Source organism: Klebsiella sp. RHBSTW-00484, from assembly GCF_013705725.1.
Taxonomy (GTDB): domain Bacteria; phylum Pseudomonadota; class Gammaproteobacteria; order Enterobacterales; family Enterobacteriaceae; genus Klebsiella.
This window is the reverse complement of the sequence record NZ_CP055481.1, coordinates 745,827-762,487: the sequence shown is the minus strand read 5'-3', so window position 1 is coordinate 762,487 and position 16,661 is coordinate 745,827. Positions and strand designations below refer to the sequence as shown.

The window sequence follows — 16,661 nt, the reverse complement described above, 5'->3', positions numbered from 1 at the left end:
TCCCGGTTCCAGCCCCAAATCCGGGCCAGCTAAATTTTCGGAGGACTTATGTCCGAATCAATACGTGCCAAAATAGGTAAATTCGCCTTGCTGTCGATGGCGTTTACCGCCGTGTTTAACGTGCGCAATATCGTTAATAACAACATAGAGTTAGGACTAAGCTCCGCCCCTATCTTCTTGTTCGCCACGGTGGTTTACTTTATCCCGTTTGTGTTTATCATCGCCGAGTTCGTCTCAGCGAATAAAAATTCCGAGTCAGGCATGTACGCCTGGCTGAAGCAGCCTTTAGGCACCCGCGCGGCCTATCTGGGTTCGTTCCTGTACTGGTTTGTGAACCTGTTCTTTTTCCTGTCGCTGCTGCCGAACGTGGTGGCCTACGCGTCGTACGCGATTATGGGTTACGCCATTCCCTTCTCGCCGATGGTCACTTCACTGATCTCCATCGTCCTGTTCGCCATGGCCACCCATATCTCCACCAAAGGCGCAACCTGGCTGGGGAAAATTTCCGAATGCGTGGCGTATGGCGTCTTCGCGTTGTTTGCGATTTACGTCGTCGGCGCCTTTACTGCACTGGGTTCGGGTCACGTGCCAGCGCAGCCGATTACGCTGCACGCCATGGCCCCAACCATTAACTGGGCAACGCTGGGCATTATGTGCTGGATTTTCCAGGCCGCGGGCGGTGCTGAAACCGTTGCCGCCTACCTGAATGACACCAAAGGCGGGCAGAAATCGTTTATTAAAGTGATCATCACCGCCGGAGTGCTGATTGGCGGTATGTATGCGCTGGGTTCACTGCTGGTAAACGTCTTTGTGGCGCGCGAAGATCTGACCTACGCGGCGGGTATGGTGGAAATCTTCACCGGCCTTGGCGCTTACTTCCATATTTCTGAAGCGCTGATGGGCCGCTTCGTCGGCATCATTCTGTTTATTGCCATCTTCGGCAGCATGATGATGTGGACCGCCGCACCGGTAAAAATTCACTTCTCTGAAATTCCCGCGGGCATCTATGGCAAAAAAACCACCGAGCTGAACGCTCACGGCGTGCCGGTACGCGCCGCCTGGTGGCAGTTTGTCTTCGTCCTGCTGATGCTTATCGTCAACGGCTTCGGCTCCGCCAGCGTCCAGCAGATGATGAATACCGCCATCAACCTGACCGCAGGCACCGCCATGCTGCCGCCGCTGTTCATCATGGCTGCCTACTTTGTTTTCCGCTGGAAGCACGACGACACGCCGCGCGACTTCCGCATGGGGTCAAGAAAGGTCGGGATGGGCGTGGTGTCGATGCTGATGGTGATTTTCCTGGTCAGCATGACCGCCTCCGCCTTCCCGCCGGGCGTCGACCTGGTGAACGCCTTCTTCATTAACGTCTTTATGACCGCGGTCTTCTCCGGTCTCGCATGGTGGTGGATAACCCGCTTTGAGAAAAAACAGCAGAAAAGTCAGAAGGCAGCGCTGAAAGGCGCAGTAAATCCGGCGAAATAGGCACCAGACTTCCCGCCTGCACCACATCGGCAGGCGGGATTTTTTTACCTGTTGAGATGACATACCGCCAATCATTTTCGTGATCGAGTTAAAGCTATTCAGTTTTACCGCTTTTATTTACTAAAACTTTTACTAAAATTAACCGTAATACTTAACTGCCTCTACCCTACAAACAACACAATCCCCTTCGGCCACTCTCTGAGGGATAATGTGTGGAGATGTGTTATGTCTGATACCAAACGTAATACCATCGGCAAATTCGGTCTGCTGTCGCTGACCTTCGCCGCCGTCTTCAGTTTTAACAACGTTATCAATAACAATATTGAGCTGGGGCTGGCGTCGGCACCGATGTTTTTCCTCGCCACCCTGTTCTACTTCATCCCTTTCTGCCTGATTATTGCCGAATTCGTTTCGCTGAATAAAAACTCCGAGGCGGGCGTTTACGCCTGGGTCAAAAGCTCGCTGGGCGGGCGCTGGGCGTTTATTACCGCCTACACCTACTGGTTTGTGAACCTGTTCTTTTTCACCTCGCTGCTGCCGCGCGTGATTGCCTATGCCTCTTACGCGTTTCTCGGCTACGAATACATTCTGACTCCTGTCGCCACCACGGTGCTGAGCATGGCGCTGTTCGCTTTATCCACCTGGGTTTCCACCAACGGCGCAAAAATGCTGGGGCCGATTACCTCGGTCACTTCCTCGTTGATGCTGCTGTTGACGCTCTCCTACATTCTGCTCTCAGGCAGCGCGCTGGTGGGCGGTATTCAACCTGCGGATCCCATTACCGTGGACGCGATGATCCCTAACTTCAACTGGGCGTTTCTTGGCATCACCACCTGGATTTTTATGGCGGCTGGCGGCGCGGAATCCGTCGCGGTATATGTGAATGACGTCAAAGGCGGGTCAAAGTCATTCGTTAAAGTCATCATTATGGCCGGGATTGTTATCGGGGTGCTGTACTCGATTTCCTCGGTGCTGATTAACGTGTTTATCAGCAGCAAAGAACTGAAGTTTACCGGCGGCTCGGTACAGGTATTCCACGGCATGGCGGTATATTTTGGCTTACCGGAACTGCTGGTTAACCGTTTTGTCGGCCTGGTCTCCTTCACCGCGATGTTCGGTTCATTATTAATGTGGACCGCGACGCCGGTAAAAATCTTTTTCTCCGAAATCCCGGCCGGGATATTTGGTAAAAAGACCGTCGAGCTTAATCAGAATGGCGTACCAGCCCGCGCGGCGTGGATTCAGTTCCTGATTGTCATTCCGCTGATGATTATCCCGATGATGGGCTCTAACACGGTGCAGGATTTAATGAACACCATCATCAACATGACCGCTGCCGCCTCGATGCTGCCGCCGCTGTTTATTATGCTGGCGTATCTCAACCTGCGCCGCAAACTCGACCATTTGCCGCGTGATTTTAAAATGGGTTCGCGCACCACCGGCATCGTGGTGGTTTCCATGCTGATTGTTATTTTCGCCATCGGCTTCGTTGCCTCAACGTTCCCAACCGGCGGCAATATTCTGACGATTATTTTCTATAACGTCGGCGGGATCGTTATCTTCCTCGGATTTGCATGGTGGAAATACAGCAAATACGTGAAGGGATTAACTCAGGAAGAAAAAAGAATTGAAGCGGCTCCGGCCTCTGATGCTTCTTAATAATATTTTTTCTTAAAAATTAAAACTCACTACCTCTTAATCACTCTATGAAAAATAATAACCACTTTTACGGGGCGCTTGCCGCCCTGGCTTTTTGCGCCCCTACAATGGCTGCTGACGTTGCTCATCCGGCAGAACATGATGATATGAAGACGCCAGACATCAGCACCACGTCATATCGATTTTACGGCGAGCTGGGCGTCGGCGGATATATGGATTTAGAAGGCGAGGATAAACACAAATATAGCGACGGCACCTATATCGAAGGCGGGCTGGAAATAAAGCACGGCAACTGGTTCGGCTTAATTTATGGCGAAGGCTGGACGGTTCAGGCCGATAACCAGGGTAACGCCTGGGTACCGGACCACAGCTGGGGCGGATTTGAAGGCGGTATTAACCGCTTCTATGGTGGATATAAAACCGATAACAGTACCGAGATCATGCTCAGCCTGCGCCAGGACTCATCGCTCGATGACCTGCAATGGTGGGGCGATTTCACCCCCGACCTCGGCTACGTGATCCCCAACACGCGCGACATTATGTACGCGCTCAAGGTGCAAAACCTGGCGGGCGACTTTCGCTATAGCGTGACCGCCACGCCCGCCGGGCACCACGATGAAGGCAAAGCCTGGCTGCATTTCGGCAAATACGACCGTTACGACGATAAATACACCTATCCGGCGATGGTCAACGGCTACATTCAGTACGATATCGCCAAAGATGTCACCTGGATGAACGGTCTGGAAGTGACCGACGGCACCGGACAACTGTTTTTAACCGGTATTCTCTCCCCCAACCTCGCCGCCCGCGCCTGGCACCACACCGGACGCGCCAGCGGGCAAAACGTTCCGGGTACCGAAACCGGCTTTATGGCCAGCGCCATGTACGAAGCGCTCAAGGGCGTTTATCTCTCCACCGCGTACAGCTACGCCAAACATCGCCCGGATAACGCCGCTGAGGAAACCACCTCATTTATGCAGTTCGGGATCTGGTACGAATATGGTGGCGGGCGTTTTGCCACCGCCGCAGACAGCCGGTTCTACATGAAAAACGCCTCTGGCGATCCAAGCGACCAGGTTTTCCTGATGCAATATTTCTATTGGTAAGAAGGGACAGACATACCATGAAAATAATCACCACTCTCACGCCGCTGGCCTGCGCACTGCTGCTCAGTTTTTCCGCCCATGCGCTGACCGCTGATGAGTTTAAAAACGTCATCAACCGTAGCGGTGCGCCGCAGTCTATGCAGGATTTTGATTACGATGACCACCAGCGCTTCAACCCGTTTTTCGATCTTGGCGCATGGCATGGACACCTGCTGCCGGACGGCCCTGCCACTATGGGCGGCTTTCCTGGACCTGCGCTACTGACCGAGGAGTACATCAACTTTATGGCGACCAATTTCGATCGCCTGACGGTGTACCAGAACGATAAAAAGGTCGCCTTCACGATGCAGGCCTGGAGCCTGCCCGGCGCGTTGGTACAAAAGCTCTCCGCCCCCGGCGTGCAGGTTGAAATGACGCTGCGCTTCGCCAGCGCGCACACCTCTTTGCTGGAAACTAAAATAACCAGCAACACGCCGCTAAAACTGGTCTGGGACGGCGAACTGCTGGAGAAACTGGCGGCGAAAGAGGGTAAACCGCTGGCGGGTAAAACCATTGATGAAACCTTCCCGGATTATCAGCGCCGCCTTAGCGCAACTCACGATGGTCTGACGGTGAGCTTTGGCAAAGTCCGTTCCGCCTCCGATTTAATGACCTCCGGCGAATCGCAGTATCAGGTACATCGCTCCCTGCCGACGGCAACTAAAATAGACGGACATCGTTTCACCAGCAGCGCACAGATAAATGGCTCAACGACAATCTACACCACCTACTCGCACCTGCTGACCGCCGAACAGGTGCGTCTGGAGAAGGCGCAAATCCGCGATATTCTGGCGCGCCCGGCCCACTACCTGAGCGCCTCCGAACAGCGCTGGAACGGCTATCTGCAAAAGGGGTTGACCAACCCTGACGCCACCGCAGAACAAACCCGGGTGGCGGTGAAAGCCATCGAAACCCTGAACGGCAACTGGCGCGCACCCGGCGGTGCGGTGCAGCACAATACCGTCACGCCGTCGGTGACCGGACGCTGGTTTTCTGGCAACCAGACCTGGCCGTGGGATACCTGGAAGCAGGCCTACGCTATGGCCCACTTCAACCCGGAGATCGCCAAAGAGAATATTCGCGCCGTCTTCTCATGGCAGATCGCCGCCAATGACAAGGTGCGCCCGCAGGATGCCGGGTTCGTTCCGGACCTGATCGCCTGGAACCTGAGCCCGGAACGCGGCGGCGATGGCAGCAACTGGAACGAGCGCAATACCAAGCCGAGCCTGGCCGCCTGGTCGGTGATGGAGGTCTATAACGTCACCAAAGATAAAGCCTGGCTTGAGGAGATGTATCCAAAGCTGGTGGCCTATCATGACTGGTGGCTGCGCAACCGCGACCACAACGGCAACGGCGTGCCGGAGTACGGTGCGACCCGCGATAAAGCGCACAATACTGCCAGCGGCGAGATGCTGTTTACCGTGAAAAAGGGCGATAAAGAAGAGGTGCTCTCTGGCCTCAAAACCTACGAGCAGGTGACGGCGAAGGGCGATTACGACAGCCTGGAGATCCCGGCGCAGGTGGCCGCCTCCTGGGAGTCCGGGCGCGATGACGCGGCGGTGTTCGGCTTTATCGATAAAGAGCAGTTAGATAGATACATCGCCAACGGCGGGAAACGCAGCGACTGGACGGTGAAATTCGCCGAAAACCGGGATCAGAGCGGTAACCTGCTCGGCTATTCGCTGTTGCAGGAGTCGGTCGATCAGGCCAGCTATATGTACAGCGATAACCACTACCTGGCTGAGATGGCGACCCTCCTCGGCAAGCCGGAAGAGGCGAAACGCTATCAGGCGCTGGCGAAAAAGCTCGCCGATTACATCAACACCTGCATGTTCGACCCGCAGACAAAATTCTATTACGACATTCGTATTGAGGAGCAGCCGCTGGCGAACGGCTGCGCCGGTAAGCCAATCGTCGAGCGCGGCAAAGGCCCGGAGGGCTGGTCGCCGCTGTTTAACGGCGCGGCGACTCAGGCGCATGCCGACGAGGTGATTTCGGTGATGCTGGATAATAAAGAGTTCAACACCTTTGTACCGCTGGGCACCGCCGCATTAACCAATCCGGCGTTTGGCGCGGATATTTACTGGCGCGGTCGCGTGTGGGTGGATCAGTTCTGGTTCGGCCTGAAAGGGATGGAACGCTACGGACACCGCGAAGAGGCGCTGAACCTGGCGGACGCCTTCTTCAGGCACGCCAAAGGGTTAACCTCCGACGGCCCGATTCAGGAGAACTACAATCCGCTGACCGGCGCGCAGCAGGGAGCACCGAACTTCTCCTGGAGCGCTGCGCATTTGTATATGTTGTATAACGAGTTTTTCCGCCAGCCGTAGCGCTTTCCCCTCACCCTAACCCTCTCCCCTCAGGGGAGAGGGAACCGTTCAGCGCCGCTTTTTTATCCACTGCTCTGCTTTACCCTCTCTCCCCGCACCCTATTTAACCGACGGCTCCGCTTTTCTCCCTCTCCCCGCACCCTATTTAACCGACGGCTCCGTTTTTCCCCCTCTCCCCCCGGGGAGAGGGCCGGGGTGAGGGGACATTTCCCGGCCCTCACACCACCGGCAGCAGGCCGATAAAGCTGCGTTTCTGCCGCGGCTGCGACATCATCTCTTCCAGCTTCGCCACGCAGGCCAGATAGTGCGGAGTTTTCTTGTGCGCCAGCACCGCCTCATCATCTTTATAGGCTTCGTAAATAAAAAAGCGCGTCTTCACCTCCGGGTCCTGCAGGACGTCAAAGCGCAGATTGCCCGGCTCCTGCAATGCTCCTTCGTGGTTGGCGCGGAACACCTCAAGGAACTCATCGACCCGCTCCGGTTTGATATTAATTTCCACCAGCGTCACGTTCATTTCAGCTCTCCCTGTTTTTCCTCCTGCCAGAACTGATACGCCTCGCGGGCGCTCAGATTCTCGTGCACCACTTTTTTCACTGCTTTGAGCATCGCGCGCGGCGCACTGGACTGGAAGATATTGCGCCCCATATCCACGCCGGATGCGCCCTGATCTATCGCCCGCCAGCACATCTCCAGCGCTTCCAGCTCCGGCAGCTTTTTGCCCCCGGCAATGACAATGGGCACCGGGCAGCTGGCGGTCACTTTTTCAAAGCCTTCCTCAACAAAATAGGTTTTCACAAACTGCGCGCCCATCTCGGCGGCAATACGGCTGGCCAGCGAGAAGTATCGGGCGTCGCGGGTCATCTCTTTACCCACGCCGGTCACCGCCAGCACCGGCATCCCGTAGCGGTTCCCGGCATCCACCAACTTGATGATGTTATTGATCGACTGATGCTCGTGCTCGCTGCCGATATAGACCTGCGCCGCCACCGCGCAGACGTTAAGGCGCAGCGCGTCTTCCATCGCCACCGCCACGCATTCGTTAGAGAGTTCACTCAAAATCGAGTTACCGCCTGAGGCGCGCAGCACCACCGGCTTATTCGTCGCCGCAGGCACCTGACTGCGCAGCACGCCGCGAGTACACATCAGCACATCGGTTTCTTCAAACAGCGGCGCGATAGAGAGGTCGATACGCTCCAGCCCGGTGGTCGGCCCCTGAAAATAGCCGTGATCGAACGCCAGCATTACCGTACGGTTGCTCTGCGGGTTAAAAATGCGCGCCAGACGCGACTGCATCCCCCACTCCAGCGAACCGCAGCCCTTCAGCGTATAGAGCGTGTTCTGCTGCGGACGGTCTAAGCCGAAGTTTTTTCCCTCTTTGATATCGTCTAAATCAGCCATCTCATCCTCCATCAGAAATCGTAGTTATTGATATTCTCTTTGGTGAACACCACCCGCTCCGGCAGCAGCACGATGCCGTTGCCTTTCGCTTCATACTGGTAGCCCTGTACGCTGTTTGGCTCGACTTTCAGGGTGCCGAGATCTTTTACCTCGACACTGTCGCCAACGTTAAGATCGCCCTTCTTCAACAGACGATCGGCGACGTTAACCGCGATCTTGCCCTGCTGCACCACGTCCCACAGACCGAAGGCTTTGACAGTGCCGCGTTCCACATAGGGGCGCATCACATTCGGAGTACTAAAACCGACGATCGCCACGCCCTGGCGCTTAAGGTTCTCCGCCGCCTGGGCCGCCGCCGGGAGCGCGTTGGCATCAGGAGCGATAATGGCGTCGAGATCCGGATACGCTTTTAAGATCCCCTCGGCGGTTTGCAGTGATTTCGTGGCATCGTTATAGCCAAACTGGGTGGTCACCACTTCCCACTGCGGATGTTCTTTTTCGATTTTGGCTTTCGCCTCTTTCACCCACTGGTTCTGGTCGGTGACCGTTGGGCTGGAGTAGAAAAACGCCACTTTGGCGGTGGGTTTCGTCACCTGTTTTTCCGCCATCTCCACCAGCAGGCCGCCGAGCTGCTGCGGCGTGCCCTGGTTGATGTAGATGCTGCGGCACTCCGGTTTAGTGTCAGAGTCCCAGGTCAGAACCTTGACTCCGCGCTGCATCGCCCGCTTCAGCGCCGGGCACAGGCCGTCCGGCGATACGGCAGAGACGATGATCGCGTTATAGCCCTGGTTGACGAAGTTGTTGATCAGCTGCACCTGGCCGGAAACGCTCGGTTCGGTCGGGCCGTCGTAGGTAACGTCCACGCCAAGCGCTTTGCCCGCCTCTTTCGCACCGTTGCCGCCGCTGGTAAAGAAGCCGACGCCAACCAGCTTAGGAATAAAGGCGATGCGGTCTGCCGCCTGAGCGGTGATGACGCTCATCGCCAGCGCCAGCGCACTGACCTGCAGGATACGTTTTGCTTTCATTGTTGTGCTCCGATTGTTTTACGCGAGAAAAGACGCCGCCAGCTCATCCGCACCCATTCACGGTGCAGGCTCAGCGAGCGCCCCATCACCACCACAACCAACAGCGCCCCTGACAGCGCGCTCGACACCTGGTTGGGGATGCCGACCATTTGCAAACCTTGTTGTAAATAACCCACCAGCAGCGCCGCCAGCGCGGTGCCGATGATAGAGCCGGAACCGCCGTAGATATTGGCTCCCCCGAGCACCGCTGCGGTCAGCGCTGGCATCAGCAGGTCGCGGCCCAAATCCGAGCGCGCCGAGCCGAAATAGGAAACCATTACCAGCGCGGCAATCGCCGAGGCCACGCCGACCAGGCCATACAGCACGTACGGCATGCCGTTCACGGACAGCGCCGCATAGCGCGCGGCGCGCGGATTTTGTCCGAGCAGAAACAGATGGCGGCCAAAGCGCCCGCGATGGGCCAGCAGCCAGAAGAGAAAAGTAATCACGGCGAACAGCACTAGCGGTATCGGCAGGCCGAACAGCGTTAGGTTGGCGAAGGCGGTAAAGCTATCCGGGAATCCGCCGATGCCTTCGTAGCCGGTCGCTCCCGCCATACCAGAGAGCAGCAGCGCGCCGCCGCCGTAGAGGTACAGAGTGCCAAGCGTAATCACCAGCGGGCTAATGCCGGTGTAGTGGATTAGCGCCGCGTTCAGCAGCCCGCACAGCAGGCCGAGCAGAAGCGTCAGCGGAATTGCCAGACTCATCGGCCAGCCCGCCTGCATTATCACCCCCAGCGCGATGGCGCACAGACCGATGGTCGAACCGAGAGAAATATCAATCCCGCCGCTGATAATCACCAGCGTCAGCGGCAGGGCCACGATACCAATGCAGATAAAATCGCTGGTGCTGAACAGCAGCATATTGAGATCCAGCATGCGCGGATTCAGCGTGCCGAACAGCAGGATCTCCAGCACCAGTAACGCCAGCAGCGCGCTTTCCCAGTTGAGCTTCATTTACGCCACCTCTTTGTTTTTACGTTCGGGAAAGGGAGCTACGCGCTTGCCCCCTTTATTGCCGGGCTGAAAGCGGCTGTACTTCAGCGCCCGCTGATGGCGAGCCAGCGCCTGACGCAGTCGTCCGTCAAGCACCAGTACGCCGAGCAGCACCAGACCGGCGATAAAGTCGTTCCACCACGCCGGGAGGCGAAACAGCACCAGCACGGTGTCAATTTGGGTGAGGAAAAACGCGCCGAGGAAAGCGCCGAGCAGCGTGCCGGTGCCGCCAAGCAGGGAAATTCCGCCAAGAACGCAGGCAGCGATGGCTTTCATCTCCAGTCCGCTGCCGGTCTGATTCGGCACAAAACCAATCTGCGCGGCGAAAACAACCCCGGCGCAGGCCGCCAGCATGCCGTTAAGGGTAAAAGCCAGCATCCGCGTACGGTTCACCGCCACCCCGAGCTGGCGAGCAGCGGCAAGGTTATCGCCGACGGCGTAAAAATCGCGGCCAAAGGCGGTACGTGAAAGTACCCAGCCGCCCAGCAGCAGCAGTGCCAGCACCAGCCACCCCAGCGGCGAGATGCCGATAAACGCCGGTTCCGATAGCGCCTTCAGGCTGTTCGGCAGGCCTTCAATCCACTTGCCGCCGGTCCACAGCAGCATCACCCCACGATAAAGCCCGAGGGTGCCGAGCGTGGCGACTATCGCCGGGATGCGCAGTCCCACCACCAGCAGGCCGTTAAACGCTCCGGCCAGCGCGCCGATCGCCAGCGCAAAGGCGATGGCCGTCATCAGCCCATATCCACTGTTCAACGCCACGCCCACCGCGATAGCGCTCAGGCCGACGGTGGAGCCAACGGAGACATCGATATTGCGGGTCAGCATCACCAGCGTCGCCCCCAGCGCCAACAGGCAGAGGATTTGCGAGCTGGCGAAGATCATTGCCAGGGTTTGCAAGCTGAAATAGGCAGGGTTGAGCGCCACCAGCCCGGCAAACAGCACCACGATGGCGAGAAAAGCGCTCAGTTCGCGATTCTTGAGTAACGTTTTCATGGCTGTCCTCCGAAGGCCAGGGTCATCATCCGGTCGACGGTGACCGCCTGCTGCGAAAGCTCGCCGCTCTGCCTGCCCTGATGCATCACCAGCACCCGATCCGCCAGACCAACAAACTCATCAAGATCGCTGGAGATCATCAGCACCGCCACGTTCTGTGCGGCCACGCTTTTCAGCAGTTGATAGATGTCGGCGCGGGCGGAAACGTCCACCCCGCGCGTTGGCTCATCGACGATCAGCAGCAATGGGTTAGCCTCCAGGCAGCGCGCCAGCAGCACCTTCTGTTGATTGCCGCCGGAGAGCGTACGCACCGGGCGATCGCCATCGGTCATTTTGATCCCCAGCGCCCGGTGATAGCGCTCAACTACCGCTGCTTCGCGCTTGTTCTGCTGCCACAGCGACGGTTGGTTAAACATCACCGTGTTCCAGCGCACTGGCGCATCGAGAAACAGCCCGGAGACCTGACGGTCTTCCGGCAGATAAACCAGCCCACTGGCCAGCCGGTTGCGGGTGCTGTCACGGCTGATATCACGGTTTTCCAGCCACACCCGACCGGCGCGTACCGGACGCAGGCCATACAGCGTTTCGGCAAATTCGGTGCGACCGGATCCGACCAGCCCGGCGAGGCCGACGATCTCCCCGGCGTGGATCTCAAGGTTGAGATCGATAAAACCTTCCCCGGTCAGATCCTCGACCCGCAGCACCGGAAAATCCTGCGCCTGAGTGCGGCGATTGCCCGGCAGCGCCAGCCACAGCTTTTGCGTGTCGCTCAGCGTATGGTCGCGCCCAACGGGCGTCATCGCGCCGATCAACTGGTTGTCGCCGTATTGCGCGGTTTCCCCGCTCAGCACCACCGCACCGTCGCGCATGACCGATACGTGGCTGGCGACCTGGCGGATCTCGGGGAGTTTATGCGAGATAAAAACGATCCCAACGCCGAGCCCCTGCAAGGAACGGATCTGGCGAAACAGCCGCTCGGTTTCTCCCGGCGTTAACGAGGCGGTGGGCTCATCGAGGATCAGGATCTGCGCATCGCGCATTAACCCACGCAGGATCTCTACCATCTGCTGATCGGCAACTTCCAGAGTGCTGGCCGCCGCATCAAGTTGAAGCTGGCAGTTGAGCTGCTGGAGCTTTTCCTGCAAGCGAGCCTCGTTATCAGCCCGCTTCGGCAGACGAAAGAGAATGTTTTCCCGCACCGTCAGGTTGGGGAAGAGCATCGGTTCCTGCGGCACCAGATACACGCCCTGCTGATGGGCCTGCGCAGGATTGAGGCGCGCAAAAGTGCGTCCGCCGAGGATCAACTCACCGCTGTCGGGCGTTTCCACCCCAGCGATGATCTTCATCAGCGTCGATTTCCCCGCCCCGTTACCGCCCATCAGCGCATGTACCTGGCCGGAAAACACCGTGAAATCAATGCGCTTGAGTACAGTAATGCCGGAGAACTGTTTGCAGATTTGGCGAGCTTCAAGCAGTGGCTTCATTATCACGCCCCGATTTGAACAAAAGATTTTTTAATTTAATAATGTTCAAAAGCGTAGACGGTGAACTATATTTACAACCGTGCAAAGATCACAGTTTTATGCTTTAGATCGTTTGGATAAAACCAGAGAACAACGAAAGATCGGTTTTGCCAGTCGGCTCACATTTTCCGACCACGCAATAACGAACATATGATCTAAATTTTTATAAGAGTTCAATTTATGAGCGAAAAACGCATTACGGAAGAGAGCCGCTACGCCGGGCTGGCGTTAGCCGAGGAAGAGCTGGTGGCGCGGGTGGCCTGGTGTTACTACCACGATGGCTTAACGCAAAACGACATCGGCGAGCGTTTAGGACTGCCGCGGTTAAAGATCTCCCGCCTGCTGGAGAAAGGCCGCCAGTCCGGGGTGATCCGGGTACAGATTAACTCACGCTATGAAGGCTGTCTGGCGCTGGAGACCGAACTCCAACAGCGCTTCGGCCTGAAAATCGCCCGCGTACTGCCCGCGCTGAATACCCCGCCGATGAACACCCGGCTGGGGATTGGCGCGGCGCAATCGTTAATGGGCGTACTTGAGCCTGGACAGCTGCTGGCAGTGGGCTTTGGCGAAGCGACCATGAGCTGCCTACAGCATCTGAGCGGGTTTATCGGCTCGCAGCAGGTACGGCTGGTGACGCTTTCCGGCGGCGTCGGCCCCTATATGACCGGCATCGGCCAGCTGGATGCGGCCTGTAGCATCAGCATGATCCCCGCTCCGCTCAGGGTGTCATCAGCCGATGTGGCGGAGATCCTGCGCCGGGAATCCAGCGTCCGCGACGTGATCCTCGCGGCCACGGCGGCAGATGTGGCGGTGGTCGGCATTGGCGCGATCGATCAGCGCCGCGACGCGACCATCCTGCGTTCCGGCTATATCAGCGAAGGCGAACAGCTGATGTACGCCCGTAAAGGCGCAGTGGGCGACATTTTAGGTTATTTCCTGCAGGCCGACGGCAAACCGGTCGAGGGGCTGGAGATCCATCGGGAACTGCTCGGCGTGACCCTCGATGAACTGGCGCAGTTGCCGACTATCGTCGGCGTTGCCGGGGGCACAGAAAAAGCGCAGGCGATTTACGCGGCCCTTATTGGCAAGCGGATTAATGGCCTGGTAACGGAAGAGACAACAGCACGCGCGGTGCTCACGCTGGCCTCATAACGGTCCTGCGCCGCGCAACAATAGCGAGGCGCATGTCATGAGTTACCTGTTAGCGTTAGATGCCGGGACCGGCAGCATTCGGGCGGTGATTTTCGATCTCAATGGCCGCCAGATTGCGGTCGGCCAGGCCGAATGGAAACACCTGAGCATCGACAACGTTCCCGGCTCGATGGAGTTCGATCTTACCCTCAACTGGCAGCTAGCCTGCCAGTGCATCCGTCAGGCACTGACCACCGCCCATCTCTCCCCGGCGGATATTCAGTCCGTGGCCTGCTGTTCAATGCGCGAAGGCATCGTGCTTTACGACCGCAACGGCGAGGCCATCTGGGCCTGCGCCAACGTTGACGCTCGCGCCAGCCGCGAGGTGGCGGAGCTTAAAGAGATCCACGACTACCGTTTTGAATCCGAGGTTTACGGCGTTTCCGGGCAGACTCTGGCGCTCAGCGCTATGCCGCGCCTGCTGTGGCTAGCCCACCATCGCCCGGATATCTACCGCAAAGCGGCAACCATCACCATGATTAGCGACTGGCTGGCGGCGAAGCTCTCCGGTGAGCTGGCGGTCGATCCTTCAAACGCCGGGACCACCGGCATGCTCGACCTGTTCAGCCGCGACTGGCGTCCGGCACTGCTGGATATGGCCGGGTTGCGGGCCGATATTCTCTCGCCGGTGAAAGAGACCGGTACCGTGCTCGGCGCGGTGACCGATGCGGCGGCCCAACAAAGCGGACTGCGCGCAGGCACGCCGGTGGTGATGGGCGGCGGCGACGTCCAGCTCGGCTGTCTCGGCCTTGGCGTGGTGCGCGCCGGGCAGACTGCGGTGCTCGGCGGTACTTTCTGGCAGCAGGTGGTCAATCTGCCGGAAGTGCGCACCGACCCGGAGATGAATATCCGCGTTAACCCGCACGTGATCTCCGGTATGGCGCAGGCGGAATCCATCAGCTTTTTTACCGGTCTGACCATGCGCTGGTTCCGCGATGCCTTCTGTGCGGAAGAGAAGCTGGTTGCCGAGCGACTCGGCGTGGATGCTTATTCGCTGCTGGAAGAGATGGCCAGCCGCGTTCCAGCGGGCTCCCACGGGGTGATGCCCATTTTCTCCGATGCCATGCATTTTAAGCAGTGGTACCACGCCGCGCCGTCGTTTATTAACCTCTCCATCGACCCGGAAAAATGTAATAAAGCGACGCTATTCCGCGCGCTGGAAGAGAACGCGGCGATTGTTTCCGCCTGCAATCTGGCGCAGATTTCGCAGTTTTCCGGCGTGAAGTTCGACAGCCTGGTGTTCGCTGGCGGCGGTTCAAAAGGGGCGCTGTGGAGCCAGATACTTAGCGACGTGACCGGGCTGCCGGTGCGGGTGCCCGAGGTTCGTGAAGCGACCGCACTGGGCTGCGCGATTGCCGCCGGGGCCGGGGCCGGGTTGTACAGCGATATGGCTGCGGCGGGAGAAAAGCTGGTGAGCTGGCATCGGGTATTCACGCCAAACCCGGCGCATCGCGAGCTGTATCAGGAGATGATGGTGAAATGGCAGTCGGTATACGCCGAGCAGCTCGGTCTGGTGGATAGCGGATTGACGACGTCAATGTGGCAGGCGCCGGGGCTGGCGCGCCGTGCGCCTGTTGCCCCCTCACCCTAACCCTTATGTCTTGACCTTCTCCGTTCCGGCGGAGAAGATCCCCGACTGATCATCGGGAGGTTACCGGTGAGCATCACCCAGCCCTGGAGCCCCTGAGCCCGCGGGAGAGATTATGCCCCGGTAACCTGTTTCCCTGTCGCCTCAAGACCGAACGGTATCCTGTGCCCTGAGCACCCACATATAAGGATGGTCCGGCGATAATATTCATAAGGTTACGGAGTACCATGATGAATCTTGTCCCTGTCGGCGTTGATATCGCCAAACTCAAATTCGACGTTGCTGTCCTGCTGCCAAACCAGAAGTACAAAACCAAAAAATTCGCCAATACCCCAGCCGGATGCCGCGAATTTCTGAACTGGCTGGCGCGTTTTGGTCACTGTCATGTCTGCATGGAGGCAACAGGTTGCTACAGCACTGAACTGGCCACCCTGCTGGCCGATAATGGCTGCTGCGTCAGCCTTGAAAACCCGGCACGTATCCATGCGTTCGCAAACACTGAACTGACCCGCAATAAAACGGACAAAAGCGACGCGGCGCTGATAGCGCGCTACTGCGCTCTGTATCAGCCGGCCCCCTGGCATCCTGCGCCGCTGAGCGAACGACAACTGACGGCTCTGGTACGCCACCTGCGTAACCTGGAAGAGATGCGTCAGATGGAGATGAACCGCCTTGAGGCAGCAGATGAAGTCATCGTTCCTTCCCTGAATGAACACGTTACGATGCTGGATGAGCTGATTGAAGAAACCCGCAATAAAATCAACCGGCATATCGATGATAACCCAGACCTGAAGCGGGACCGGGAGCTACTGAAAAGTATCCCCGGAATAGGAGACATGCTGAGTGTGAGCCTGCTGGCGTTCGCAGGAAATCTGCGACGGTTCAGCAACAGCAAGGCACTGGTGGCGTATGCTGGTTTGAATCCTCGTCGTTGTGAGTCAGGGATGTGGAAAGGGAAAAGCAGGCTGTCGAAAGTGGGCCATGCAGAGCTGCGTAGCGCACTGTATATGCCAGCGGTAGTGGCAGGAAGATGCAATAAGGTGGTGAAAAACCTGATGGAAAGGCTTGCAGCCCGGGGTAAGACAGGGAAAGAGCGAGTGTGTGCAGGAATGAGGAAATTACTGCAGCTGGCTTATGGTGTGGTGAAATCCGGGCATGAATTTAACGCTGAAATACCACTTGCAGGATAACCGGCAAGACGGTATCTCTCCCCGCAGGGGAGAGGGGACCGTTCGGCACCGCTTTTTTATTCGTCGCACAATCCCGCCCTTCTCCCTCTCCCCTCCGGGG

Annotated in this window: 13 protein-coding genes; 7 read left to right on the top strand and 6 right to left on the bottom strand. The window is 57.8% G+C overall.

Annotation, left to right across the window (positions count from 1 at the left end):
* Positions 1 to 48: 48 nt before the first annotated feature.
* The 4 genes from HV213_RS03640 (at position 49) to ygjK (ending at position 6,616) form a co-directional block, all read left to right on the top strand.
* On the top strand, positions 49 to 1,482 hold the full coding sequence (locus tag HV213_RS03640) for an amino acid permease (RefSeq protein ID WP_181484791.1): 1,434 nt from the start codon (positions 49 to 51) through the stop codon (positions 1,480 to 1,482).
* A gap of 225 nt (positions 1,483 to 1,707) precedes the next feature.
* Positions 1,708 to 3,141 (top strand): amino acid permease, encoded by a 1,434-nt coding sequence (locus tag HV213_RS03635; RefSeq protein WP_112213651.1) that lies wholly within the window; start codon positions 1,708 to 1,710, stop codon positions 3,139 to 3,141.
* Positions 3,142 to 3,188: 47 nt separating this feature from the next.
* The gene (gene ygjJ, locus HV213_RS03630; protein WP_181484790.1) at positions 3,189 to 4,247 is read left to right on the top strand and encodes a protein YgjJ; all 1,059 of its coding nucleotides are present in this window, start codon (positions 3,189 to 3,191) and stop codon (positions 4,245 to 4,247) included.
* 17 nt (positions 4,248 to 4,264) lie between these two features.
* A complete protein-coding gene (gene ygjK, locus HV213_RS03625; RefSeq protein ID WP_181484789.1) occupies positions 4,265 to 6,616 on the top strand; it encodes an alpha-glucosidase in 2,352 nt (783 codons plus the stop codon).
* Between the two features lie 217 nt (positions 6,617 to 6,833).
* On the opposite strand, the gene lsrG is transcribed toward ygjK, so the two are convergent.
* Genes lsrG through lsrA form a run of 6 tightly spaced genes read right to left on the bottom strand, consistent with a single transcriptional unit; the run spans position 6,834 to position 12,553 of the window.
* Positions 6,834 to 7,130: a (4S)-4-hydroxy-5-phosphonooxypentane-2,3-dione isomerase gene (gene lsrG / locus HV213_RS03620; protein WP_181484788.1), complete on the bottom strand. Its 297-nt coding sequence runs from the start codon at positions 7,128 to 7,130 to the stop codon at positions 6,834 to 6,836.
* Positions 7,127 to 8,014, bottom strand: a complete 888-nt coding sequence (lsrF, locus tag HV213_RS03615) for a 3-hydroxy-5-phosphonooxypentane-2,4-dione thiolase (RefSeq protein WP_139540583.1) — start codon at positions 8,012 to 8,014, stop codon at positions 7,127 to 7,129. The genes lsrG and lsrF overlap by 4 nt, the downstream gene beginning before the upstream one ends.
* Before the next feature lie 11 nt (positions 8,015 to 8,025).
* Positions 8,026 to 9,039: an autoinducer 2 ABC transporter substrate-binding protein LsrB gene (lsrB, locus tag HV213_RS03610; protein ID WP_181484787.1), complete on the bottom strand. Its 1,014-nt coding sequence runs from the start codon at positions 9,037 to 9,039 to the stop codon at positions 8,026 to 8,028.
* Complete coding sequence (gene lsrD, locus HV213_RS03605; RefSeq protein WP_181484786.1) at positions 9,036 to 10,034, bottom strand: autoinducer 2 ABC transporter permease LsrD; 999 nt, start codon at positions 10,032 to 10,034, stop codon at positions 9,036 to 9,038. The genes lsrB and lsrD overlap by 4 nt, the downstream gene beginning before the upstream one ends.
* Entirely contained in the window at positions 10,035 to 11,069 is a 1,035-nt protein-coding gene (lsrC, locus tag HV213_RS03600) for an autoinducer 2 ABC transporter permease LsrC (protein WP_181484785.1), read from the bottom strand.
* Positions 11,066 to 12,553, bottom strand: a complete 1,488-nt coding sequence (gene lsrA / locus HV213_RS03595; RefSeq protein ID WP_181484784.1) for an autoinducer 2 ABC transporter ATP-binding protein LsrA — start codon at positions 12,551 to 12,553, stop codon at positions 11,066 to 11,068. The genes lsrC and lsrA overlap by 4 nt, the downstream gene beginning before the upstream one ends.
* Positions 12,554 to 12,772: 219 nt before the next feature.
* Between lsrA and lsrR the strand changes: the two genes are divergently transcribed.
* The 3 genes from lsrR (at position 12,773) to HV213_RS03580 (ending at position 16,561) form a co-directional block, all read left to right on the top strand.
* Entirely contained in the window at positions 12,773 to 13,744 is a 972-nt protein-coding gene (gene lsrR, locus HV213_RS03590; RefSeq protein WP_139540589.1) for a transcriptional regulator LsrR, read from the top strand.
* A gap of 37 nt (positions 13,745 to 13,781) precedes the next feature.
* Entirely contained in the window at positions 13,782 to 15,374 is a 1,593-nt protein-coding gene (lsrK, locus tag HV213_RS03585; RefSeq protein ID WP_181484783.1) for an autoinducer-2 kinase, read from the top strand.
* A gap of 224 nt (positions 15,375 to 15,598) precedes the next feature.
* Complete coding sequence (locus tag HV213_RS03580) at positions 15,599 to 16,561, top strand: IS110 family RNA-guided transposase (protein ID WP_197975051.1); 963 nt, start codon at positions 15,599 to 15,601, stop codon at positions 16,559 to 16,561.
* Positions 16,562 to 16,661 lie beyond the last annotated feature (100 nt).